Source organism: Flavobacterium sp. (assembly GCF_044376915.1).
Classification (GTDB): domain Bacteria; phylum Bacteroidota; class Bacteroidia; order Flavobacteriales; family Flavobacteriaceae; genus Flavobacterium.
Genome location: NZ_JBILKB010000001.1, coordinates 15,070 through 39,852 on the forward strand (window position 1 = coordinate 15,070; position 24,783 = coordinate 39,852).

The window sequence follows — 24,783 nt, forward strand, 5'->3', positions numbered from 1 at the left end:
CGTTTAAGATGAATCAAGAGCTGTTTTGAACAACTAATTTTCAAGCTATGAAATGGTTATTACTTATAGTGGCATTTTTTTCTCTTGAGGTGGGTTTTGCACAAGAAGAAGAAATTTATTCTATCTTTTTTGAATTTGATAAATTCAATTTAAAAGAGGAACAAACAGAAGGAGTGTTGTCATTTGTCCAAAAAATTGATACGGCCCGTATCGAATCCATCCAAATTTATGGGTATTGCGACGATCGCGGCAAAGACGAATACAACTTTGTGTTGTCTACCAACAGGGCCACAACTGTAAAAAATAAATTGATCGATCGCGGCATTAAAAGTAAAATCATCATTACACTCGAAGGAAAAGGACGCATCATGCTCGATGAAGATTTACAAACTGATATCCCAGAAGCCCGATCAAAAAACCGAAGAGTTGATGTGGTGGTAAACTACAAATCGATTACCATTGAAAATTTAAAAATCCCTGGTGTATACAGCTCCATTCGCAAAGATGCTGTTAAAGGAGACCGCATTTATTTGGAAAAAGTGTTGTTTGAACGGGGCAGCAGCCAACTTACTGTGCTGGCCAAAAAAGAACTCGATAAAATTGCCCTTCAATTGTTCAAATTTAAAAACATTCAATTTGAAATTCAAGGCCATGTCTGTTGCACACCCACCTATCATAGAGAGGCTGTTGATCGCGAAACTAAAAAAAGAGAGTTGTCGGTCAATCGAGCCAAACGAGTATACAACTATTTGTTTAAAAAAGGGATTAGCGATGCACGCATGACCTACAGGGGGTATGGCAATACCCAATCCTTAAAACAAGGCGGGGCACTCGACAGACGGGTAGAATTGTTGATTTTAAAAAATGAGGCTCCTGCGGTAAAAAAATAATTAACGCCGCTTCATCTGAATATGCGGAATATCGTCTTCCAAGTATATATCACTGGTTTGGACAAAACCGTGAGATTCATAAAATTTTTTGAGGTATTCTTGGGCCGAAATGGTAATGGCACTTTGATTGAAATTTTCTTCTATTGCAGCTATCGAAACCCGCATCAATTCATGTCCGAAATTGAATTTTCGGAATTTTTGTCTCACAATAACCCTTCCTATCGATGCTTCTTCAAAATAATTTCCTGCATCAAATAATCTTGAATAGGCCGTTAATTCGTTTTGGTAATACCCTAAAACATGGAGTGCTCTCTGGTCTTTGCCGTCAATGTCTTGATAAACGCAATTTTGCTCCACTACAAACACCTCTGAACGAAGTTGTAACACATCATGGAGTTCGGTAACAGAAAGTTCGTTAAATCGCTTTATTTTGAATGTAATTTCCATACGTTTTCATTAAGGGATGAATACCACCGATTTCATCATGGCTTCGAGTTCAAAAACCAAATCTCTTTTCGCCTTTGACGGATTATAGGTAAATCCATCCAAAATTAAATACCGATTGTTTTTGATGTCTTTGATAGCATAATTGATAAACGGTCCGGCCATAAAATCATTTTTAAGCTGCCAAGTCCCTTTGGTTTCATAGGCTAACTTATTATCAATTTGAGTTTGTAAAAAATAGGGGGAATAAGCTTTTTCAGTAACCATCCAGGTTTTTCCAACCGAGCCATGGATGAATTTTTTACCGATAGAATCCCTAATGTGTAGAATGTTGTTTACAATCGCATTGTTTTTTTCTATATGTGTTATCGGCACTTCATACAGTAACAAACTGTTGTATCCTGTAGCAAGCTCGCGTCGGATCCATAGAAATTTAGGCGCTACTAATTCATACTTATAATTTGTGCGAAGCGCCATTTTTAGCTTAAATTTTTCCTGAATAAGTTGGTCGGAAACGGGTGCTTTTAAGATTCGTTTTTGCTGTTCTACTATCTCAGCAGTTTTAATGGTGTTGCAAATTTCAGCCGATTTTTGCTCCACTAACTTTATCATTTCTTCGGTTGAAGTAGCGGTAATGTAAAACAACTGTTGGGGAGAGGCATACCGATTTCTTTGATGCTTAAACGCGGTTTTTTTTCCTTTTCTCAGGACAATAATGTTCCTGTTTTTTTTGACCATTCCTTCAAAAAGTTTTGTTGGATATTGGTTTAACGTAAAAAGAGGTTCTTCTTGTGGCAGTCCGTCAACAGGAGCTGCCCATTTTTTCCTAAGGGTATCACCTACTTCACTGTTCCATAATTGATCATCGATAACGATAGAAACCGTGTTGATTTCGCCAATTGAACTTCCGGCAGCAACTTCCTCTTTTACACCTGTTCCCACACAGGAAAAGAGAAGGAAAAGAGCTGCAAGTACGAGGCCTATTCGCATCATGTTGTTTGGTTTATCCGTTAATTTTTAACTTCATTCCAGGTTGAATGACTTCGTCACAAAGGGCATTCCATTTTTTCAAGTCTTCCACTGTAACGCCAGGATGTTTTTTAGCAATTAAAAACAACGTATCGCCTTTTTGTACGGTATACCATTCTTCAACTACGGGAGCTGTTAAGACAACAGGTGTTTCTTTTTTCTTGGCATAAATCTTTAAGCGATTACCTGCAAAAAGAGTGGTTGTTTTTAAATCATTCCATTGTTTTAATTCGGCCACCGTCACTCCAAATTTATCAGCTATCTTCTTTAAATGATCCCCTCGTTGTACGGAATAAAAACGTACATTCTCTTCGGAATTTAGTGGCGCCACCACAATATTCTGCGGATTCGAAACCAAGGAATCTTTTACTGTCGGGCGGACTTCGATTTTGATTTTTTCGGTTAAAGCGTCTAAATAATCAATATAGGTGTAAATTTTTTCTTCATTCGACACAAATAAACCCACTTTGTTCTTCGGCAAACGCAAAAAATGGGCTTTATCTTTCTCATACGGAATGACTTTTAACTTGTAAATCGGATTTAAAAATTCCAATTGGTGCACCGGAATATCCAATAACTCTGAAATTTGTTTGAACGATAACTGCTTTTTGATTTGAATGGTATCGGTTTCAAAATAAGTAATCGCCGCTTTTTTAGGTTGTATACCATGCTCTTTTCTAAACTCATAAATGTACATGGTCGCTAAAAAGGCCGGAACATAATTAGCCGTTTCTCGTGGAAGGTTTTTGCGAATGTTCCAATAGTTTTGACTGCCTCCCGATCTTCTAATCGCTTTGGAAACATTGCCCGGACCCGCATTGTAAGAGGCCAACACCAAACTCCAATCGCCAAAAATACCGTATAAATTTGACAAATATTGACAGGCGGCTTCGGTGGCTTTTAAAGGATCGTAGCGTTCGTCTACATAGGAATTGACTTCTAAGTTGTATTGCTTTCCTGTAGGATACATGAACTGCCACAAACCGGATGCACCAACCCTTGATTTTGCGGTAGGATTTAGTGCCGATTCGACTATGGCTAAATATTTCAACTCCATGGGAATGTTGTATTTTGCCAAATATTCTTCAAACATGGGAAAATAGTATTCAGAAATCGCCATTAGACGTTCAAAAGCATTTTTACGATTCTTTAAAAAGGCTTTAATGGTATTTTCTAACGCCGGATTGTATTCGATGTGAAAAGGAGAGCGGGCGTCTAATTTTGCCAAGCGTTTTTTTACAACATCGGAAGATAGGCTATAGGCTACTTCTTCATCTGTATTGATTTTAGAAATATCCGAAAACATATTTTCAGACAATTCAATATTTGCTAATTCGGCAATCCAGCGTTCATCAATACAAGTACTCGTACTGTGGTTGATAAAGGTTGCTTTCAAAGAATCTAGGTAGGAAACTTTGGAAATTTGTAGGTTTAATTCTTTCTCGGCATGCTCTTGCCCAAAACAAAAAAGGGAGAGCAATAGCGAGATATAGAGCAGTGATTTTTTCATTATTGTTTTGTTTTTTGGGGCTTATTAAAAACTAATAACTAGAGGATCAGGGTTTTTATTGTTGTTATTCTAAAATGGCCGCAATTCCGGGTAGTGTTCTGCCTTCTAACATTTCTAACATAGCGCCACCTCCGGTAGAAACATAGCTCATTTTTGGCTCGAGACCAAATTGTTTCACAGCAGCTACACTATCGCCACCACCCACTAATGAAAAGGCTCCGCTTGCGGTTGATTCTGCAATATATTCGCCCAAAGCAATGGTTCCGTTTGCAAATTTTTCCATTTCAAAAACCCCTAATGGGCCGTTCCAAAGTATCGTTTTTGAATCTAAAATAATGCGTCTAAAAATGGCTAACGATTTTGGCCCTGCATCTAGACCTTGCCATCCGTCTGGGATGTGTTTTACATCAACTACTTGCGTGTTTGCCGAATTGGAAAAAGCATCTGCTGCGACCACATCTATTGGAATATGTATTTGAACGCCTTTTTCTTTAGCTTGTTTTAATATTTCGATCGCCAAATCTAACTTGTCGTCTTCACAAATCGAATCGCCAATGTTACCGCCAAGGGCTTTCACAAACGTAAATGTCATTCCGCCACCAATTATCATGTGGTTTACTTTGTCTAATATATTTTCAATTACCGTAATTTTAGAAGAAACTTTGCTGCCTCCTAAAATGGCCACTACTGGTTTCTCTGAGTTTTTTAATACTTTTTCAATGCTTTCGATTTCTTTGGCCAATAAATACCCGAAACATTTAGCACCTTGAAAAAACTGTGCAATAATGGTAGTGGAAGCGTGTGCACGGTGCGCCGTTCCAAAAGCATCGTTGACATAAATATCTCCAAATGCGGCTAATTTTTTTGAAAACTCCACATCGCCTTTTTCTTCTTCAGGATAAAAACGAAGGTTTTCTAATAAAAGAATTTCACCCGGTTGCAAATTTTTAGCGGCTGTTTCGGCAACTTCGCCAATACAATCTGAAGCGAATTGAACCTTTCTTCCTAAAATTTCTTCGGTTGTAGCGATAATATGCTGCAACGAATATTTTGCTTCAATCCCTTTTGGTCGTCCCAAATGACTCATTAATATAACACTCCCTCCGTCGCTCAATATTTTATCAATTGTGGGTTTCGCGGCTTCAATACGGGTAGCGTCGGTTACCTTAAAGTTTTCGTCTAAAGGCACGTTAAAATCTACTCTGATGATGGCTTTTTTGGAATTGAAATTGAAGTCGTTTAGTGTTTTCATTCTGTGTGTTTTTAGTTTCGAAGTATGCAAATATAATTTATTGTATGCTAAATCTTTATACGAAAGCAGATATTTAGTAAAATTTTAAAACGTTCCTCTTTGGTTTTTTTCGCAGGATTCGTTTACAATTCAGGAAAATTTGATTAGGTTTGTTGTATGCTTTTTAAGGATATTTTAGGTCAAGTTCACATAAAAAACCACCTCACTAAAAGTGCTGAGGCCGGTAGGATTCCGCACGCTCAATTGTTTGTGGGCCCAGAAGGCTCCGGAACACTTCCCATGGCTATTGCCTATGCGCAATATTTGTTGTGTGGTAATGTGGGTGGCGAAAATGCAGGTGAAAACACCGCTTGTAACCTAAAATTTGAACATTTTTCGCATCCCGATTTGCATTTTGTGTTTCCTGTTGCCACTACTGATGGGATAAAAAGTCATCCTGTTAGTGATCATTTTATGGTCGAATGGCGCCAATTTTTATCGGAATCGCCGTATGGAAGTTTGTTTGATTGGTTGCGCAATTTGGGCATTCAAAACAAACAAGGGTTAATCAGTGTGGATGAAGCCACCGATATCAATAAAAAATTAGCCTTAAAAGCCTATGAAGGCGGATATAAAGTAATGATCATTTGGATGGCCGATAAAATGAACGGACCCTCCGCTAATAAATTATTAAAATTATTAGAAGAACCTCCTGCGAAGACCGTGTTTATACTCATTACCGAGAATATTGGAGATTTGTTACAAACCATAGTATCGCGTTGCCAAGTAATCGATTTTATGGGTTTAAGCGAAAGCGTTATTGCAGAATCATTGGTTTCACGTGAAAATTGCGACCCCATACAAGCAAAAAAAATTGCGCACCAAAGCGAAGGCAATTACAACAAAGCACTGCATATTTTTCGAAAGGAAAACGATGAATTTCCGTTTGATGAATGGTTTGTAGAGTGGGTTAGAAGTGCCTTTAGGGCCAAAGGAAATGCCGCGGCAATAAACGATTTAATTGCCTGGAGTGAAAAAATAGCTGCCACGGGAAGAGAAACGCAAAAACAATTTTTACACTATTGCATTCATTTTTTCAGGCAAGCTTTGTTGCTTAATTATCAAGCCAACGAATTAGTATTCATGGAAACAAACGTACCCAAATTTGAATTGGAAAAATTTGCTCCGTTTGTAAATGGTGCAAATATTACTGATATTTACAAAGAATTGGAAGAGGCTATTTACCACATTGAACGCAATGGAAATAGTAAAATCATCCTAACCGACTTATCTATAAAACTCACTCGTTTAATTCATAAAAACACTTAATTATGACAGAAGCAGCTCCTATCTTAGTTCTCGCCCTATTGGCAATTACTTTTTTACAATCTGGATACGATAAAATTAAAGATTGGAAAGGTAATGTGGCCTGGTTAACCGATCATTTTGTAGCAACCATATTGGCAAAACAAGTGCCTTTAGCATTGATGATTGTGCTCGTTTTGGAAATCGTTGCTGGTGTATTGTGTGTATCGGGTATTTTACAACTATTTGTACAACAACACGTTACCAATGGTTTGGGGTTTTATGGTGCAATTGTCTCATGTATTACGCTGTTGTTTTTGCTTTTTGGACAACGCTTGGCAAAAGATTACGATGGCGCTCGAACCATAGTAATTTACTTTATTCCTGCGGTTTTAGCTGTTTTCTTGTTGGGTTAACGTCCCAAACTCGCTTTATATAATCGCAATTCGTCCCAAGAGAACTTGTCTCCGTGAATTTCTTTCAATTCGCCCAAACTTTCGCCTTTAAAATCATTGAAAGCGAGTTTTAAATCAGAGATTTTGTCTTCTAGTAACAAATCGGAAAGTTGTACCCTTTCCATTTGAATCAATTTAGCAAAATGATTATAAATGGTTTGCGGTGTCAATTTTCGTTGCTTGGCAATAGCATAGAGGGATAACTTTTGGTTCCACAACAGCAGCGTTTCTTCTATAGTTGATGTCTTGGGTTCCTTCGTTTTTTTATTCTTGGGTTCAGCATAATAGCCCTCCTCTTCTTGGTCAGCCAATGCGGCAAATTGACTTCTAAATCGTTCGGCAACCACAACGAGCTTATTTATTTTATAAGTATTGCTATCGTCTTGTTTGATGCTTTTTTTTGAAATTTCTTTCCCTTCAACAAAACAATCGGTTAATGCTTTAGCTTTTTTAAGTTGCAATATGGCTTTGATTTGAAGTTCTTCCAGTGCTGATAATTCGTCGTATAAGGCCTTAACTTTTTTGAGTCGTTTTACTTCTTCTATTTTTAATAATATGGCTTCTGCGAGTTGATCCAGTGCTTTGAAAAAGTACTGGTATGCCGCGTCGCATCGTTCCTTCACAAATTGGGTGTCTAGTTCGTGTTGGTGAAATATTTTTTGCAATTGCGAAACAAACTTTTCCGAAGGCTGCAATAAAGCGGTCAGCTGTTCGTGCTGGGTTTTAGCCCAATCATAATGTTTGGCTTTAGGCGACTTAGGGGCTTCTGAATTATAACTGTACAAATGATTGCGCCATTCTTGTCCCAATGCTTTAAAATCAAACGAATATGATAATGTGGTGAGCCAATAGGTTTTGGTTTCTTTCACCAGCGCGAGTTGTAGTCCTTCAGTGGTTGCTTTAGTTGCGGCATATTGTAGCACCGTTTCATCACTTGAAATGCCATTCATTTGCAACGGAGACAACAGCACCAGTCCGTTTAACGATCGCAAACGAGATAAAGCCACATACGCTTGACCGGGCGCAAAAACCTGTGAAACATCAATTGCGGCTTTTTCAAAAGTTAATCCTTGACTTTTATGAACGGTGATGGCCCAAGCTAACTTTATGGGATATTGCACAAAAGTTCCGATGACTTCCTCTTCAATTTCTTTGGTGTTTTCGTTGACTTTATATCTAATATTTTGCCATTCATAACGCTCCACTTCAATGGTTTTGTTTTCTTCGGGGAAATGGACAAAAATCTCGTTTTCGGTTAGCGATTTTACCACGCCCATTTTTCCGTTGAAATAGTTTTTTTCAAAACTCAAATCGTTTTTAATAAACATAACTTGCGCCCCAACTTTTACTTGAAGTTTATCGTCTAATGGGAATATTTTTTCGGGAAAATCGGCTGTAATTTCAGGTAAAAAAGTGAAGGTTTTCCCTTTCAAATCTTGAAGCGATTGCGCGTTTATCGCATCAGCTTTTGCGTTGTGAGTCGTCAAAATAATAAACCCCGGATGGTGCTTTAAATCGAAATTGGGCTGTACAAATTGATTTAACGTCTTGATATCGGAAGCCTTAATGGCATTGTATCGCAAATTGTTTAATACCGCAATAAATTCAGGGTCGGATTGCCTAAAAATTTTATCCAACTCAATATACAATGGTGGGTGTTGTTGCAAGATGTGCGAATGAAAAAAAAACATGCCGCGATAATACTTTTTTAATACTTCCCATTCTTCATTTTTTACTACTGGTGGCAGTTGTAGTAAATCGCCAATAAAAAGCGCTTGAACGCCTCCAAAAGGCCTTTCATTTCTTCTTACTTTGCGCAACATAAAATCTATAGCGTCTAAAATATCGGCGCGCAGCATCGACACCTCATCAACAATGAGTAATTCCATGTTTTGAAGGACCGATCGCTTGGTGGCATTCATTTTAAAATGTCTGGCTAACGTGTCGCGATTTTCAAATTTTACAAAATTGGAGAAGTGGGAAAGGGGCAGGTCATTTGGAATAAAAGCTGCAAAAGGCAATTGAAAAAGGGAGTGAATGGTTACTCCGTTTGCATTCAAAGCGGCAATTCCAGTGGGCGCTACAACAACAGTATTCTTGTGTGTCGTAGCAATAATTTCTTTTAAGAGCGTTGTTTTTCCAGTTCCAGCTTTACCTGTAAGAAAAAGAGATCTGTTGGTCTGATTAATAAACTGAAGGGTGTATTGAGCGGCGGCTGATAGTGATTCCATATGGCGTAAAATTATAAAACAAATATAGAGAAAGCTCAAGAAATAAAAAAGTCCTGAAGGATCAGGACTTTTTTATTATTTTTTCTCAACAACTTTTTCTTCTTTTTTATCGGAAGCTTTGTATTTGTCATTCAACTCTTTTAACACTTCTTCTGTGATGTTGAAAGTGTCTTTAGAGTATAAGATAGTGGCGGCATCTCCCGTTCCGTAGATATAATCATATCCCTTCTTTTTTCCGTACTCTTTAATAAATACTTTTACTTCTTTAATAATAGAATCTCTTAACACACTACCTTCCTCTTGTAATTGTTGTAACAAAGCGTTTTGCTCAACACCAAGTTGTTGTTCTCTTTGTGAAAGTTCAGCACCTTTTTGTTGTGCCCATTGTGGCCCTTTAACTTGTGCATTTTGCTGAAAGCTTTGTGCTTCCATTTGGAAAGCTTTTACTTTAGCTTCTAATGGACGTCCCATTTCTTCAGACTTCACCTTGAACTTTTCATCTTCCGCTTTAAATTTCTCGTATTTTTCTAAAATTTCTGCGGTATCAATATATGCTGTTTTTAGACTTGCTGATTTTCCTTCATTTTTATTACAAGCAAATAAACTTGCTAAAAGGGCTACAATTAAAATGACTTTTTTCATTGGTTGTAAATGTTTTTTAAATTTTTGTAAAAGTAATAATAAGTTATCAAGTTGCAAATTTGTAGCTTTTTTATTTTTGTTTTTAAACATAAGCATTTCTTATGGCAATAAAAATGACAATAGTTTTGTGTTATAAAAAACGGTTGCTATAAATGTTTTTTAACACAAAAACTAAAACAAAACAACTCTGTCGTTGCCTTGGTGTTAAAAATCGCTTAAATCGCTTAAAAACGCGTTTTATTTGTTTTTTAAGATGTAAATGTGTGAAGAAAACTCTTTTTTAAATAATCCAACCAGATTTGAAATACATCCAATACTACATCCGCGAATAAAGTTCATTTTACCCGTTTTGTACTTTTCGGATAATAAAGAAACATAAAAGCTATCAAACCACATTGGTTTCACCTCTAACAGATTCATGTTTTGATGATCAAACAATTTTTCAATTGCTGTTTTAGAAAAATGCCACAAATGGCGAGGTACATCATATGCTGCCCAAAACGTCTTATAATAGTTGGCATCAAAAGATTTAAAATTTGGCACTGCAATGATAAGTGTGCCAGAGGGTTTGAGCAAGCGCTTCAATTCGGCTGCTTGATGAGCTACATCAGGCACGTGCTCCAATACATGCCAAAGGGTGATGACATCAAAAGAATTGCTTTCTAGCTTTTCTATGGCATCGGCAAATTCTACGCCTTTACCAACGGCAATGGCTTTGGCTTTTTCATTGGGTTCAATTCCTACAATTTCCCAATTTTGTTTTTTTGCTTCCATTAGAAAATCTCCTGTACCTGCACCAATGTCCAAAAGCTTTCCTTTTAGCGGTTGATACGATCCAATCAATCGCACTTTGTTTTTTATAGCGCTTCGTTTTATAAAATGATATGTTTTTTCAAAAAGGGTTCGTTTTCCGTCGGTGTGGGAAATATAGTCTTCAAACTCATAATACACGCCCAATCGATCTAAAGTAGGCTGGGGGTGTGTTTTTAACAATTGGTATTCTTCGTTGATTAATAATGAAAAGGATTCTCCAGAGACTGAAAAATCTTTAACGGTACTATAATAATGGTCTTCTGAAAATTTCATGTTTTTTTAATCAAATGTCAATTTTAATAGTGTTTAGCATTGTTGTTTCACGTGAAACATGTTAAGATAAAGATTTATGAAGTACCTATTAAGGTATAACGGGTATTCAAACTTACTGCCATCTTATCTTCCCATGTATATCAGCAACACTGAAATATCACTCGGCGAAACACCACTTATGCGTGACGCTTGAGCAATGGTCCTAGGACGAATTTTATTTAATTTTTGTTTGGCTTCTATAGAAATAGATTGAATCTTGTCGAAATTAAAATTATCTGGAATAATCATGTCTTCCAAACGGGTTAATTTATCCGCATTGTTTTTTTCTTTTTCGATATAACCCGAATATTTAACTTGTATTTCGGCTTGCTCCACCACTTCTTGATCCAAATTGTGTTCGTCAATATAAGCCGCAACTTTATTAAACTTTCTAAAGTCTTCCAAATCCAATTGAGGACGAGAAAACACTTTAAACATTTTGTCGGGCTGACTCATTGGAGCAGAACCTTTCGCTTCTAATATGGGATTTGCTTCTTCTGGTTTTATACTGGTCTCTTTAAAAAAATTAACCATTGCCTCCGACTGAGAAAATTTTTGTTCCATTCGAATCAAGCGGTTTTCTTTTGCCAATCCAATTTCAAATGATTTAGGTGTCAATCGATAATCTGCATTGTCTTGACGTAATAACGTGCGGTACTCGGCGCGCGAGGTAAACATTCTGTAAGGCTCTTCAGTTCCTTTTGTAATTAAATCGTCGATCAAAACACCAATATAAGCTTCGTCTCTTTTAAGAATAAAAGGTTCGCGTTGCTGTACTTTTAAAGCAGCATTTATTCCCGCCATTAATCCTTGAGAAGCCGCTTCTTCATATCCAGTAGTGCCGTTTATTTGCCCGGCAAAATACAATCCCTCAACTAATTTCGTCTCTAAGGTGTGATGCAACTGCGTAGGAGGGAAGTAATCGTATTCAATAGCATAACCTGGCCTAAAGAACTTTACATTTTCAAAACCCGCCACCGATCTTAACGCTTTAAACTGAATGTCTTCTGGTAAAGATGTGGAAAATCCGTTAATGTAATATTCACAGGTAGTCCAACCCTCTGGCTCTATAAACAATTGATGACGTTCTTTGTCTGCAAAGCGATTAATTTTGTCTTCGATAGAAGGACAATATCGTGGGCCTAAGCTTTTAATTCTCCCATTAAACATAGGACTTCTGTCAAAACCTTCACGCAAAATATCATGAACCTCTAGAGAGGTATAAGACATCCAACAAGAGCGCTGAGTTTTCAAAGGCGCTGTAAGATTGGTATAAGAAAACTTTTCCGGCATATCATCACCCGGCTGTTCTACCATTTTAGAAAAATCTAAAGATCTGCCATCAACTCTTGGAGGCGTACCCGTTTTCATTCTCCCCGACTCAAATCCTAATTTAACCAAATCTTCCGTAATACCAAAAGAAGCGCTTTCTCCAGCACGACCACCACCAAATTGTTTTTCTCCAATATGAATTAATCCGTTGAGAAAAGTGCCATTGGTTAATACCACTGATTTGGCTTTTATAGAAACCCCTAAAGATGTTTTTACACCGGTAATTTTACCATTATCCGAAAGCAAACCCGCAACCATTTCTTGATAAAAATCAAGGTTTGGAGTGTTCTCAAGCATGGTTCTCCACTCGTCAGAAAAACGCATTCTATCCGATTGTACACGAGGTGACCACATAGCGGGGCCCTTCGATTTGTTTAGCATTTTAAATTGAATGGCTGTTTTATCCGATACAATACCTGAATAACCCCCTAGAGCATCGATTTCTCGGACAATTTGTCCTTTAGCAATACCGCCCATAGCTGGATTGCAAGACATCTGAGCAATATTTTGCAGGTTCATGGTTACCAATAAGGTAGAACAACCCATATTAGCAGCAGCAGCAGCAGCCTCACAACCAGCATGACCCGCACCGACAACAATTACATCATATTCGTTTAAAAACATTTTATCCTAATTTTATGTTCCACGTGAAACAAGCATCACGCGGGATTGTTACTGTTCCACGTGAAACATTTTGATTTTTTCATCCTCTTTATTACGCATGATCGCTTCTTGTTCTGGAGATTTGTCTTTATAGCCGCAATAATGAAGAACCCCGTGCGACAACACCCTCTTTATTTCCTCGTCAAACGAAACCTTAAAATCTTTGGCGTTATCTATTACGCGTTCCACCGAAACGAAAATATCGCCTTGTAATAAATTTCCTACAGTATAATCAAAACTAATGATGTCCGTTAAAGTGTCATGATTCAAATATTCCAAATTGATTTTATGTAAATAGGCATCGTCACAAAAGATATAATTTATCTCTCCCTCCTCAAATCCTTCCGATGCAATAATGCGAGAAATCCAATCTTCAAATGCGGATTCGTTCTCTAAAACAAATTGGGTCTCGTAATTAAAACTGATCATAGCTCTTAAAATAACGTTGTACTTTCTGATTATAATTGGGATGCAAAGGTAAGCTTTGTCTGTTTAATATTTCAACACTATTAATATATTCTTTTAATTCTTTGGAGAGCGGCGGCGCTGAATTAGAATAATTTTGTGCGTTTACTTTTGATTGCCTTTTGGTGTCTTCCCCTTGCTGTTGAATTGCTTTTTCAAGTTTTAAAAGTTCGTGTTTAAGTTGCAACATTTTTTGAAGGATTTCGTTCTTAAAGCCTTTGTTGATCAATTGTTTTTCAAGGTCTTTCATTTGTTGTAAAGCACTCATGCCTTGATTGGTCATGCCTTCTTTCTCAAGAGCCTTCTGAAGGGCCTCGCGCAACTGGCGCTGCTCTTTAAGAATGTCTAAAACCTTACCTGCGTTACCTTCAGATCCATTTTCCCCTTCTTCGCTTTCACCACCAGACTCTCCTTTTCCTTCTTTTCCTTTTTGTTTGCCATCGCCAGGTTTATTGCCGGGCTGATCTCCGGGCTTCATGCCCTCTTTCATTTTTTCTCCGAGTCCTTCCTGTTTTTTAATAATATCTGGCAACTGCATACCCGATCCTTGTCCTTTTCCTGGTTTTGGACTGCCTTTTCCTTGCCCTTGCATATCCATTTTCATTTGGCTTTGAACGTTGCTTAAAAAATCAGCCAAACGATTAGCGGACGTAAGTACATATTGCTGGTAAGACCCTCCTTTAGAAATATTATTATCGGCCAACGATTCTAATGTCTTGTCAAGATTATAATGCACATCGCCTAGTTCTTTTAAAATGATTTCCGTAATGCGTGGATTTCGGGAAGATACCGCAAACAAACTATCATCTACGTGTTTGAATTGTAGTTTCAAATCCTGCTGCTTTTTTAATACTTTATTCAGTTGTAATGATCGGGTTTGTGCTGTATTGGTGGTTGCTATCAATCGTTCTTGATCAAATGAGAAAGCCAGTAAATTATCCAATATTTGTCGTAATAGCTTCGCGTCCTCTTGCATTTGTTCCGATTCACCTGCATTCATAGATTGGGTCATTTTTTGACTCATTTCTTTCATTTTAGCGGCGGCAGCTTTCTGCTTCGGCTGGGCCTTTTTTGGCTGTTGTTTATTTAATTCTTCAGCTGCTTTTTGAAGATCTTTTTTAATGTCTTCTTGTTCGTTTTTTTCGTTAGGAATATCTAGCGGAGCTTTTAATTCCTTATTTTCTTTATCCAGCTCTTGCAACTCTTTTTGAATGTCGTCAAAAGCAGCATTGATATCTTTTTGGGCCTTTTCACTATTATCTTTTGGATCTGCGACCAATTGATCTTGTTTTTCGCCGAGTTGTAGTAATTTATCAGCTATCTGTTCGGCTTTTTTTTCAACATAAAAACGTTTGGTTAATTCCACCAATTGTTCCAGATTTTGTTTCTGATTTTTAGCGTTTTGTTTTAATTTATCCGCTTTATCAAACAAATCCTCTTTTTCTATTTTTTTAGAAAGTTCTTCTAATTCTTTCAGTAATTTTTCGTTTTTTTCGGATTGTTTTTCTGCTTCTTCAAGCCTTCGCAACAATTCTTGTTTTTCTTTATCTTGGGCTTTTGGATTGAATTCTTCTAAATTTTCGGTTAGTTTTTTGGTAAACTCTTTCATCATTTCGTCTTGTTGCTTCTGTCGGTTGATAAAATCGGATACCTTCTTTTGATCTTTAAAGTCCAAAACAGCCTTTTCTTTGTTCATTTTTTGGAGCTTATCTAATTCCGAAAGCTGCTTGTCTTGGTTTTGGAGTGATTTTTCGAGACTGTTGATGTTTTCTTGTTGTTCTTTTAATTGCTGATCTTCTTTTTGGGATTCCGTTAACTCATAATGCTGAAAAACAACCGATTTGGTGCTTTTGAATTGGTTAACTACATCATTATCAAACACCTCAAAATAATACTCATAATTTACCCCTTTTTCTAGCGTAACGCCGACAGGAAAAGAATATACAAATTGATCGACCGCTTGTTTTTGTATGGGTAACGTGGCGATTTTTTTAGCGCTGGGATTTTCTTTAGGATAATAAACAAGTTGCAGCTTTGTCAACCCGTGATCATCAGAAATTTGGCCCAAAAGGACTATTGATTTCAAACGCAACGAATCGGGTGCAGCTTGTATTGAAATACTAGGAAACTGATCTTTTATTACCGAAATTTGATAGGTGAGTTTTTCGAACGATTCCCATTGTTTATTGGAAGTGCTAATTTCATAGTTTAGATTGCCTATTATTTTTCTGGACGTAGAAAAAATGGGAGGACGAACGGCAAAAGGGCTTGGTCTATTATTGAGATGTAATACCACTTTATCCGTAGCAACCGCATGGATGTTCCATGTAATTACGGTACCTTCTGGAACTACCGCATTACCTGTTCCTTGAATGGTTTCCGCTTTCTTGCCCAAATATGCGGGATACTTCAATTGCATTTGAAAATTTGTAATGGTCGGCACATCCATCACGTTTATGTGAAACGTATCAGATTGTATGTCATTAGCTTGCAACGAAAATAGCACGTCTTTGGTTAATTTTGAAAAGGTATACTCAAAAAATCCGGGTCGCACACTTTGTAAATAATAGACTTCTTCTCCAATTTTTATGGCTACATTTTCTGGAATTACCTTACCACGTGTTTTTACTTGTAATGTAAAATCGGAATATTGTTGGGTGGTTAATGAAGGGTTTAATAGTACAAACTCAAAAGGAGCAGGAGGTGTAAAAGTTGTTTTGTAATGCACCACCCGCGTAAAACTGTTTGAAATAATTTCTGAATTTCCTGAAATAAAAAACAAAATCAACAATACAATAGGCGCAAAGGCGTAGGGTAAAAACCTTTTGTTTTGAGTAAAATTAACCGCATTTGAGAACGGAATGGGCTGTAAGGCTGCCGCTTTTTGTTCAATGGAAGCAAGAACCAATTCAGAACTTTGTTTTTGATGTGTTAGCTGAAGAAAATTGAGTAATTTATCTTGAACATCGGAAAAATGATCCCCAATAATTTGTGCCGCCTGTTCGTGATTAATTCCTTTTTGCAACTTAAACAACTTAAATAGCGGAAAAGCAATGAAACGAATTAATAAATAAGATTCAACCGCCACAAACAACCAAAACAAAAGCGTTCTACCTTGAATAGAAAGCCATAAATAATATTCAACCAATAACGTGAAAATAAAATACAACAAGCCAAAGCCGATGAAAAGAAGTGTTCCTTTGATCAGTTCGTTGGTATAGAACTTCTTGATAAAACGTTCTAGTTTGAAGTAAATTATGTTTTTTTCTGACAACTCTATAAACCCTTGGTTAATAACCGCTAAAAATACGATATCTATCTAGATTAGTCAATAGGTTTTTTATGAAACTTAACATTTGAGTTTTGTTTCAAGTTTTCATCGCCCAACTTCAGTCATCCATCAGCCGCAAAATCAAAATTCAAATTGTATCTTTGCCTAAAATTTAATAAAATGTCTGTAAGAGTACGATTTGCACCAAGTCCGACAGGACCTCTTCACATAGGTGGGGTTCGAACCGCTTTATTTAATTATTTATTTGCTAAAAAACATGGAGGTGTATTCTATCTTCGTATTGAAGATACCGATCAAACACGTTTTGTTCCTGGAGCCGAAGCTTATATTTTTGAAGCATTAGAGTGGTTGGGAATAGCGCCAGATGAAACCATTGGAAAGAACGAAAAATTTGGGCCCTATCGTCAAAGCGAACGAAAAGCAATATACCAACAATATGCCGACCAATTGATTGCTTCAGGTTGGGCGTATTATGCATTTGATACTGCTGAAAGTTTAGACGCTATGCGTAAAGATGCAGAGGCCATCGGAAACACCTTTATTTACAATCATACTGTAAGAGAGCAAATGGACAATTCGTTGACAGTTTCACGGGAAAAAGTTGCCGAACGCTTAGAAAATGAAGAACAGTATGTCATTCGTTTTAAAACACCCGTGAATGAAGTTTTAGAACTACAAGACATCATTAGAGGCAATATTAAATTTGACACGAATTTATTAGACGATAAAGTATTGTTCAAATCAGATGGAATGCCAACCTATCATTTAGCGAATATTGTGGATGATCATTTAATGGAAACCACACACGTCATCCGAGGTGAAGAATGGTTACCAAGTTTGCCTTTACACTATTTATTATACAAAGCGTTTGGTTGGAACGCTCCAGAATTTGCACATTTACCTTTGATTTTAAAACCTATTGGAAACGGAAAATTAAGCAAACGCGATGGCGATAAAATGGGATTTCCTGTTTTTCCTTTAGAGTGGACAACTGCAGAAGGAACGTCAAACGGCTATAAAGAAGCTGGATTTTTCCCCGAAGCCGTAATCAACTTTTTAGCGTTATTAGGCTGGAATGATGGCACCGAACAAGAAATTTTTTCTTTGGAAGAATTGGTGGCAAAATTTGATCTAAACCGCATTCACAAAGCCGGAGCAAAATTTGATCCTGAAAAAAACAAATGGTTTAATCATCAGTATTTAATAGGGAAAAGTGATAAAGAACTAGCTAAAAGTTTTTCTGAGGCATTAGAAAAAAGAGGTGTTTCTTCGGTAATGGATTTGGAAAGAGTAGTCTCATTAATTAAAGAAAGAGCGCATTTTGTAAATGAATTATGGGATTTAGCCGATTATTTCTTTGAGGCGCCAACATCTTACGACGACAAAGCCGCAAAAAACTGGAAAGAAGAAACACCAGGATTAATGCAACAAGTGATCTCCGAATTGGAAAAAATAGAAGATTTTACATCCGCTAGCATTGAAACCGAATTAAAAAACTGGATGACAACCCACGAAATTGGAATGGGAAAAGTAATGCAACCGCTCAGACTGAGTTTGGTTGGTGCGCTTAAAGGACCTCATTTATTTGATATTATAGAAATGATTGGTAAAACAGAAACCATCAAACGGATTGAAAAAGCAATCTCAAGTTTATAAAAGCAAAGTCCCTGAAATTCAGGGACTTTTTTATTTCATAAGTGGTGTAACTTTTTAAGAAATGCAGCGTATAATTAAAAATTTTAAAAACTACAAATTATGGATTTTATCATGTTTCCTATTGTTTTCATTGGTTTAGTTATTCTTTTTTCTTCCTTCTTTACGGTAAAACAGCAAACAGCTGTTGTAATCGAGCGATTTGGAAAATTCACAAGCATTAGAAGTTCTGGTTTGCAATTAAAAATTCCTGTAATTGATCGCATTGCTGGAAGAGTAAATCTTAGAATTCAACAATTAGACGTTATTATTGAAACGAAAACTAAAGACAACGTATTTATTAAAATGAAAGTTTCGGTGCAGTTTAACGTTATTCAAAGTAAGGTTTACGAGGCGTTCTACAAATTAGAATACCCACACGATCAAATTACAGCTTATGTTTTTGACGTGGTGCGTGCCGAAGTTCCTAAATTAATTTTAGATGATGTTTTTTTAAGAAAAGACGACATTGCTATTGCGGTAAAACGTGAATTAAACGAATCCATGATGGCGTATGGTTATGACATCATTAACACCTTAGTAACGGATATTGATCCGGATATTCAAGTAAAAAATGCGATGAACCGAATCAATGCTGCAGATCGTGAAAAAACAGCAGCAGAATTTGAATCGGAAGCACAGCGCATTAGAATTGTTGCAAAAGCAAAAGCGGAAGCTGAAAGTAAAAAACTACAGGGACAAGGTATTGCAGACCAACGAAGAGAAATTGCGCGCGGACTTGTAGAGAGTGTTGAAGTGTTAAACAATGTTGGTATAAATTCTCAAGAAGCATCAGCATTAATTGTCGTAACCCAACATTATGATACGCTACAAGCTATTGGAGCCGATACCAATTCAAACTTAATATTGTTGCCTAATTCTCCACAAGCGGGTAGTGATATGTTAAATAATATGGTGGCGAGTTTTACCGCAAGTAATCAAATTGGGGAAACCATGAAAAACCAACCGAAACGTGTCAAGAAAAAAAATGACCATACGGCAACCGATTTTAATCCTTCCGATACCAGCGAAGCATAAAATTATTTTAAAAAATTAAAAACCGTCAATTTTCTATCATTGGCGGTTTTTTTATACTCAAAAATTAAAATCGTGCGATTTTAGCCACCTTTTTTAATAACTATATAAAATCACATTGCTACAAAAAGATTTCTTTATATAACTCACTTATGAAAGCTGTTTTAAAAAGATTTTATTTATTTTGAAGTCAAAGTTAATAGCTTTTACTAATAGTTTTTTTCTTTGGGAAAGTTGTGCAAGTTTCTGTTTTATGAAAATAAAAAAACCTACAAGGAAATACCTAGTAGGTTTGAAATCGTAATTCTTAATACAAAATTCTAAATACTTTTTTATTGTTCTGAAATTTTTGCCCAAGTATCTCTTAGCCCAACTGTTTTATTAAAAACTAATTTTTCTGCGGTTGAATCGCGGTCGACACAAAAATATCCCAAACGTTGGAATTGAAAATGATCCAATTCTTTTGAAGTAACCAAACTTGGTTCTACGTAACCCGTAATAACTTTTAAGGAATTTTGGTTAATAAATGTTTTAAAATCGGCTTCTTTGTCTTTATCTGGACTTTCATGGGTAAACAATCGGTCGTATACTCGCACCTCAGCTTCTTTAGCGTGAGCAGTAGAAACCCAATGAATGGTTCCTTTTACCTTTCTTTGGCTCGCTTCTGTACCGCTTCCTGATTTTGAATCAACGTCATAAGTAGCGTGAATTTCGGTAATATTTCCATTAGCATCTTTTACAACCGATTCACCTTTAATGATATAGGCATTTTTCAATCGAACTTCGGTTCCTAGTGTTAAACGAAAAAATTTCTTATGTGCCTCTTCTTGAAAATCTTCTCTTTCAATGTATAATTCTTTAGAAAAAGGAACTTTTCTATAAGTCATTATTGCTTCTTCTGGGTTGTTCTCAGCTTCTAACCATTCTTCTTGACCTTCTGGATAATTAGTAATTACTAATTTTACAGGGTCTAAAACCGCCATTACACGAGGTGCTATTTTGTTTAAATCTTCACGCACACAAAACTCTAAAAGCGACACGTCAATTAAATTATCCCGTTTTGCAATTCCGATGGTATTGGCAAAATTCCGAATGGAAGTTGGGGTATAGCCACGTCTTCTCATTCCTGAAATCGTACTCATCCGTGGGTCATCCCAACCTGTAACATGATTTTCTTCTACTAATTGTAATAACTTTCTTTTGGAAACCACGGTATGCGATAAATTTCTTCTAGCAAACTCTCTTTGCTTTGGACGCACTTTTGTGGAGTCATAAATTTGATTCAAAAACCAATCATATAATTCTCTATGTGGCAAAAATTCTAGTGTACAAAATGAATGAGAAATTTGCTCTAAATAATCACTTTCGCCATGTGCCCAATCATACATTGGATAAATACACCAATCGTTACCTGTTCTATGATGGTGTGCGTGCATAATACGATAAATAATAGGATCACGCATTAACATGTTATTAGCTCCCATAGAAATTTTAGCGCGCAAAACATGCGTTCCTTTTTCGAATTCTCCGTTCTTCATGCGTGTGAATAAATCCAAATTCTCATCAACAGAACGGTTTCTGTATGGTGAGTCGGTGCCGGGTTGTGTGGGTGTTCCTTTTTGTTGTGCCATTTCTTCTGAAGTTTGACTATCAACATAGGCTTTATTTTTTTTAATTAATTCCACAGCCCAATCATACAATTGTTGGAAATAATCCGAAGCATAACATTCTTTATCCCATTGAAAACCCAACCATTCTACATCGCGTTTGATGGCGTCTACATACTCTTGTTCTTCTTTTGAAGGATTGGTGTCGTCAAAACGAAGGTTTACAGGTGCTTTGTAATTGATGCCTAGACCAAAGTTTAAACAAATGGCGCTCGCATGACCAACATGTAAATATCCGTTCGGTTCAGGTGGAAATCGAAAACGTAATTTATTTTGGTCCAAACCATTTTTTAAATCTTCTTCAATGATTTGTTCTATAAAATTCAATGATTTATCTTCTGTTGACATTATTTTTCTATCTTTTATGCAAAGATAGAAAATGTTTCAAGTTTCAAGTTTAAAAGTTTGAGGTTTTATGTAACTTTGGATAAAGAAAACAACCTAGAACCAATAAAATCTTAAACTTGAAACTAAAAAATCATGGGAACCATTAAATTACAAAACATAAGGACTTTCTCTTATCACGGTTGTTTAGCTGAAGAAGCAAAAATAGGATCGGATTACCGAGTGGATTTAGAAGTAAAAACTGATTTACGTAAATCAGCTGCAACTGATGAATTATTGGATACAGTAGATTATGTGGACCTGCATAAAATTGTAGTGGACGAAATGGCTATTCGGTCTAAGTTGTTAGAGCATGTAGGTCAGCGAATTATTACCCGATGTTTTGCGGAAATCCCTTCCGTATCGCGAATTAAAGTAGCAGTTTCAAAACAAAATCCTCCTATTGGCGGCGATGTAGAAGCAGTTACTGTTGAAATGGAAGCTTTTAGAAATTAAGCGTTTTTTCTTTCTTAATTTCAATCATGCTAGATAATACAAAAGAAAAAAATTTATAACGACAATTACTCTATTTTATACGCTCTTTTTTTGTATAAATTACTCGAAGCTACAATATGAGCCAAGGCATCTTTAGCTAATTCTTCATTTAAGGGTGCTGGAATTAATTCGGTGTCACTTTTTACTTTAAACTGTAATGGTTTGGTATTCGGATTCATAATAATAACATCGTTTTCAACTCGAAACGCATAGGTTTCATGAAACAACATTATGCTTCGTCCTTTAGTTCCTTTGGGTAATTTTATCAAATTACGTCCGGGCATTGGTGATTTTGTTGTGATTCCTGATAAAGCCAAAACCGTAGAAGGAATATCCATTTGACTGGCCAATTGGTCATGGATTGTTCCTTTCTTTATGTTGGGCGCAATAATTAATGCTGGAATATGAAATTTGTTAATAGGTACCAAGCTTTTTCCATAAGTTCTTGTGTTGTGATCGGCAATTACTACAAAAATAGTGTTTTTAAAATAGGTCTCTTTTTTAGCCAACTCAAAGAATTTTCCGATAGAAAAATCGGCATATTTCATAGCATTATTTACGGTATTTTTTGGTTTTTCGTGCAATTTTATTCTGCCGTCAGGAAACTCAAAAGGTTCATGATTAGAGGTGGAAAACATCAGAGAAAAGAACGGCTTACTTCCTAATGATTTGAAATAATCATTGGCTTTTATTGCTAAATCTTCGTCACAATATCCCCAAGTTCCTTTCATAGCATATTTCTTTCCATCGGCGTCAAAATCGGTTTCATCAATAATATTTTTAAATCCGTTTCCATTGAAAAAGGAAGCCATATTATCAAAATTTGCCATGCCACCATATATAAAACTGGTGTCGTAATTTTGTTTTCCAAAAGCTTCGGCTAAAGTGAAAAAGCCTTGTTGTGAACCGCTTAATTTTACAACACTCTCAGAAGGATTAGGTAAAAAGCCAGAGGTAACCTGTTCAATACCCCGAACACTTCTGGTTCCTGTACAATATAGCTTCGTAAACAACAAGCCTTCTTTACTTAATTTATCAAATTCTGGTGTTAATGGTAAACCATTCAAGCAACCTACATATTCAGCACCTAGACTTTCTTGTAAAAAAACAACTACATTATACTTGGGTTGTAAAGTATCTGGAGTTACGGTATGTAAAAAAGGATTACCAATTGAAGTAAATTCAGAAATATCCATGTATTTTTTTACTCTTGAATATGCTTCCAACTCATCCATTTTTCCGTACTTTTTTACATCACCTTCACTTTTTATAGAATAAGCGGCAAAAGCTACGGTATACAATGAATTTAATCCTAAGGAATTGGTCATTTGATCCGAACAAAAAATCGCATTACTTGCATTTATTGGGCGTTTTGATGTTAAACTACCTCTGGCTCCAAAAAACAACAAGAAAGTAATTACAGGGAACCATATTATTTTAGTTTTGTAATTACCTGCCACGGGATAAAATAATTTTTTACCGTAATTAATGGCAAAATAAAGGGTGCTATTTATTAAAATAGCAGAAATAATTAAAGAAGGTAAATAGCTTTTTAATAAGGTTCCTATTACTTCTTTAGGATAAATTAAATAATCTAAAAACAACCTGTTAGGACGTGTATCGTATTGCTTGATAAAATCAAGTGTTGCTAATTCCATCAAAAAAAACAAGAATAAAAAGAAAAGAAAATATAGGTTTATAAATTTTTTGATCTTTTGTAAAATGGTTTCGGGAAGTAATAAAATTAGTAGTGTTGGAATAAATGCGGTATAACTTAATAGAATAATATCAAATCGCAAACCAATAACAAATAATTGGCTAAAATTTTCGTTTTCAACTACCCGTTCTTTAAAAATTAAAAACAAAAGTATTCTACTCAAGGTTGTTATGGTTAATCCAACACTAAAATAACTGATTATCGGTTTTAGAAAACGTAAATTCTTCATAACTAATAGACTAAATTGTGTTGCAAAAGTAAACTTAAAAACGAATTATTTCTACTTAATAAATAGTTATTATTTTTGGAAAAGAGGAAATAAAATGTAAATTTGCAGTCCGTTCAAACAATGGCGTCGTGGCCGAGCGGCTAGGCAGCGGTCTGCAAAACCGTCTACTCCGGTTCGAATCCGGACGATGCCTCAAAACCTTCTAAGAAATTAGGAGGTTTTTTTATTTTTTAAATTAACGGGTTACTTCTATTTCGTGTACAACTTTTTCTTTAAAACCAGGAAATACGCCTTGTAATAAAAAGAACACTCCAAAAATGATTAAAATAAAACTAATCACTCTTTTTATTTTGTAAATATTTACAGGTGTTAGACGGTGTTTTAGTTGTTTGGCTAAGATAATTTTTACCACATCAATAGCTAGATAAAAAAATAAAGTTGCTACAAAAAAGGTGAAAACTCGGGATGGCACCATTTGTAGACGAGGACCTTGTGTGATGATGACCATCATCCAAAAACCTAAAATACCAATATTGATTACATTTAAGAAAAAGCCTTTAAAAAACAACCCTAAATAATTATTGTTGGGAATATCATCTATATCCTTATCTTCTTCAATATCGAATTTTTTCTTCAGTTGAATGTAGGATATCACACCATACACCGACATGATTGATCCACCAATAATATATAAATTAGGATTATCTTTAAATTGTGCTAAAATTTGATTGGAAGCAAAATAAGCAATTAAAATAAAAATGATATCACTAAATATAATACCACAATCTAAGGTAAATGCAGCTTTAAATCCTTTAGTTATACTGGTTTCTAATAATACAAAAAAACCAGGACCAATGGAAATAGCAAGTAAAAAACCCCAAGGAATAGCCGCTAAAATATCTTGTATAATCAAGTGTTTAATATTCAGTTATTAGTATTTAGGATGTTCA

General features: G+C 35.9%; 19 protein-coding genes and 1 tRNA gene. 7 read left to right on the forward strand and 13 right to left on the reverse strand.

What is annotated here, in order from left to right:
• Positions 1-47 precede the first annotated feature (47 nt).
• Entirely contained in the window at positions 48-890 is an 843-nt protein-coding gene (locus tag ACIQ6Z_RS00080; RefSeq protein WP_396208908.1) for an OmpA family protein, read from the forward strand.
• On the opposite strand, the gene ACIQ6Z_RS00085 is transcribed toward ACIQ6Z_RS00080, so the two are convergent.
• The 4 genes from ACIQ6Z_RS00085 to ACIQ6Z_RS00100 all read right to left on the reverse strand — a co-directional run bounded on the left by ACIQ6Z_RS00085 (position 891) and on the right by ACIQ6Z_RS00100 (position 5,125).
• Positions 891-1,337 carry a GNAT family N-acetyltransferase gene (locus tag ACIQ6Z_RS00085; protein WP_396208909.1) on the reverse strand — a complete coding sequence of 149 codons (447 nt, stop codon included), beginning with the start codon at positions 1,335-1,337 and terminating at the stop codon, positions 891-893.
• A 9-nt stretch (positions 1,338-1,346) separates the two neighbouring features.
• Complete coding sequence (locus ACIQ6Z_RS00090) at positions 1,347-2,327, reverse strand: DUF4837 family protein (protein ID WP_396208910.1); 981 nt, start codon at positions 2,325-2,327, stop codon at positions 1,347-1,349.
• A 10-nt stretch (positions 2,328-2,337) separates the two neighbouring features.
• A complete protein-coding gene (locus tag ACIQ6Z_RS00095) occupies positions 2,338-3,873 on the reverse strand; it encodes a transglycosylase SLT domain-containing protein (RefSeq protein ID WP_396208911.1) in 1,536 nt (511 codons plus the stop codon).
• A gap of 64 nt (positions 3,874-3,937) precedes the next feature.
• Positions 3,938-5,125, reverse strand: a complete 1,188-nt coding sequence (locus tag ACIQ6Z_RS00100; protein WP_396208912.1) for a phosphoglycerate kinase — start codon at positions 5,123-5,125, stop codon at positions 3,938-3,940.
• Between the two features lie 156 nt (positions 5,126-5,281).
• Here ACIQ6Z_RS00100 and ACIQ6Z_RS00105 point away from each other — a divergent pair, with 156 nt between their 5' ends.
• Together ACIQ6Z_RS00105 and ACIQ6Z_RS00110 are read left to right on the forward strand one after the other, a co-directional pair.
• The gene (locus tag ACIQ6Z_RS00105; protein ID WP_396208913.1) at positions 5,282-6,433 is read left to right on the forward strand and encodes an ATP-binding protein; all 1,152 of its coding nucleotides are present in this window, start codon (positions 5,282-5,284) and stop codon (positions 6,431-6,433) included.
• A 2-nt stretch (positions 6,434-6,435) separates the two neighbouring features.
• The gene (locus ACIQ6Z_RS00110) at positions 6,436-6,825 is read left to right on the forward strand and encodes a DoxX family membrane protein (RefSeq protein WP_396208914.1); all 390 of its coding nucleotides are present in this window, start codon (positions 6,436-6,438) and stop codon (positions 6,823-6,825) included.
• Here ACIQ6Z_RS00110 and ACIQ6Z_RS00115 read toward each other — a convergent pair.
• The 6 genes from ACIQ6Z_RS00115 to ACIQ6Z_RS00140 form a co-directional block, all read right to left on the reverse strand.
• Positions 6,822-9,095, reverse strand: a complete 2,274-nt coding sequence (locus ACIQ6Z_RS00115) for a helix-turn-helix domain-containing protein (RefSeq protein ID WP_396208915.1) — start codon at positions 9,093-9,095, stop codon at positions 6,822-6,824. The genes ACIQ6Z_RS00110 and ACIQ6Z_RS00115 overlap by 4 nt on opposite strands.
• A gap of 75 nt (positions 9,096-9,170) precedes the next feature.
• Positions 9,171-9,827, reverse strand: coding sequence for an OmpH family outer membrane protein (locus ACIQ6Z_RS00120; protein ID WP_396208916.1), 657 nt, complete (start codon positions 9,825-9,827; stop codon positions 9,171-9,173).
• A 147-nt stretch (positions 9,828-9,974) separates the two neighbouring features.
• Positions 9,975-10,823, reverse strand: coding sequence for a class I SAM-dependent methyltransferase (locus tag ACIQ6Z_RS00125; protein WP_396208917.1), 849 nt, complete (start codon positions 10,821-10,823; stop codon positions 9,975-9,977).
• Between the two features lie 123 nt (positions 10,824-10,946).
• A complete protein-coding gene (mnmG, locus tag ACIQ6Z_RS00130) occupies positions 10,947-12,818 on the reverse strand; it encodes a tRNA uridine-5-carboxymethylaminomethyl(34) synthesis enzyme MnmG (RefSeq protein WP_396208918.1) in 1,872 nt (623 codons plus the stop codon).
• A 48-nt stretch (positions 12,819-12,866) separates the two neighbouring features.
• On the reverse strand, positions 12,867-13,286 hold the full coding sequence (ybeY, locus tag ACIQ6Z_RS00135; protein WP_396208919.1) for an rRNA maturation RNase YbeY: 420 nt from the start codon (positions 13,284-13,286) through the stop codon (positions 12,867-12,869).
• Positions 13,273-16,596 (reverse strand): DUF4175 family protein, encoded by a 3,324-nt coding sequence (locus ACIQ6Z_RS00140; protein WP_396208920.1) that lies wholly within the window; start codon positions 16,594-16,596, stop codon positions 13,273-13,275. Before ACIQ6Z_RS00140 ends, ybeY begins: the two co-directional genes overlap by 14 nt.
• Before the next feature lie 177 nt (positions 16,597-16,773).
• On the opposite strand from ACIQ6Z_RS00140, the gene gltX reads away from it, so the two are divergent.
• Both gltX and ACIQ6Z_RS00150 read left to right on the forward strand, forming a co-directional pair.
• Complete coding sequence (gene gltX / locus ACIQ6Z_RS00145; protein ID WP_396208921.1) at positions 16,774-18,270, forward strand: glutamate--tRNA ligase; 1,497 nt, start codon at positions 16,774-16,776, stop codon at positions 18,268-18,270.
• A gap of 99 nt (positions 18,271-18,369) precedes the next feature.
• Positions 18,370-19,344 carry an SPFH domain-containing protein gene (locus ACIQ6Z_RS00150; RefSeq protein WP_396208922.1) on the forward strand — a complete coding sequence of 325 codons (975 nt, stop codon included), beginning with the start codon at positions 18,370-18,372 and terminating at the stop codon, positions 19,342-19,344.
• 329 nt (positions 19,345-19,673) lie between these two features.
• Here ACIQ6Z_RS00150 and ACIQ6Z_RS00155 read toward each other — a convergent pair whose 3' ends face one another.
• Positions 19,674-21,356, reverse strand: a complete 1,683-nt coding sequence (locus ACIQ6Z_RS00155) for a glutamine--tRNA ligase/YqeY domain fusion protein (protein ID WP_396208923.1) — start codon at positions 21,354-21,356, stop codon at positions 19,674-19,676.
• Positions 21,357-21,488: 132 nt separating this feature from the next.
• Here ACIQ6Z_RS00155 and folB point away from each other — a divergent pair, with 132 nt between their 5' ends.
• Positions 21,489-21,848, forward strand: a complete 360-nt coding sequence (gene folB, locus ACIQ6Z_RS00160) for a dihydroneopterin aldolase (RefSeq protein WP_396208924.1) — start codon at positions 21,489-21,491, stop codon at positions 21,846-21,848.
• Positions 21,849-21,913: 65 nt separating this feature from the next.
• On the opposite strand, the gene ACIQ6Z_RS00165 is transcribed toward folB, so the two are convergent.
• Positions 21,914-23,833: an LTA synthase family protein gene (locus tag ACIQ6Z_RS00165; protein WP_396208925.1), complete on the reverse strand. Its 1,920-nt coding sequence runs from the start codon at positions 23,831-23,833 to the stop codon at positions 21,914-21,916.
• 122 nt (positions 23,834-23,955) lie between these two features.
• On the opposite strand from ACIQ6Z_RS00165, the gene ACIQ6Z_RS00170 reads away from it, so the two are divergent.
• Positions 23,956-24,026, forward strand: a tRNA-Cys gene (locus tag ACIQ6Z_RS00170).
• 42 nt (positions 24,027-24,068) lie between these two features.
• Here the strand turns inward: ACIQ6Z_RS00170 and ACIQ6Z_RS00175 are convergent.
• Positions 24,069-24,746: a LysE family translocator gene (locus tag ACIQ6Z_RS00175; protein WP_396208926.1), complete on the reverse strand. Its 678-nt coding sequence runs from the start codon at positions 24,744-24,746 to the stop codon at positions 24,069-24,071.
• Positions 24,747-24,783: the final 37 nt, after the last annotated feature.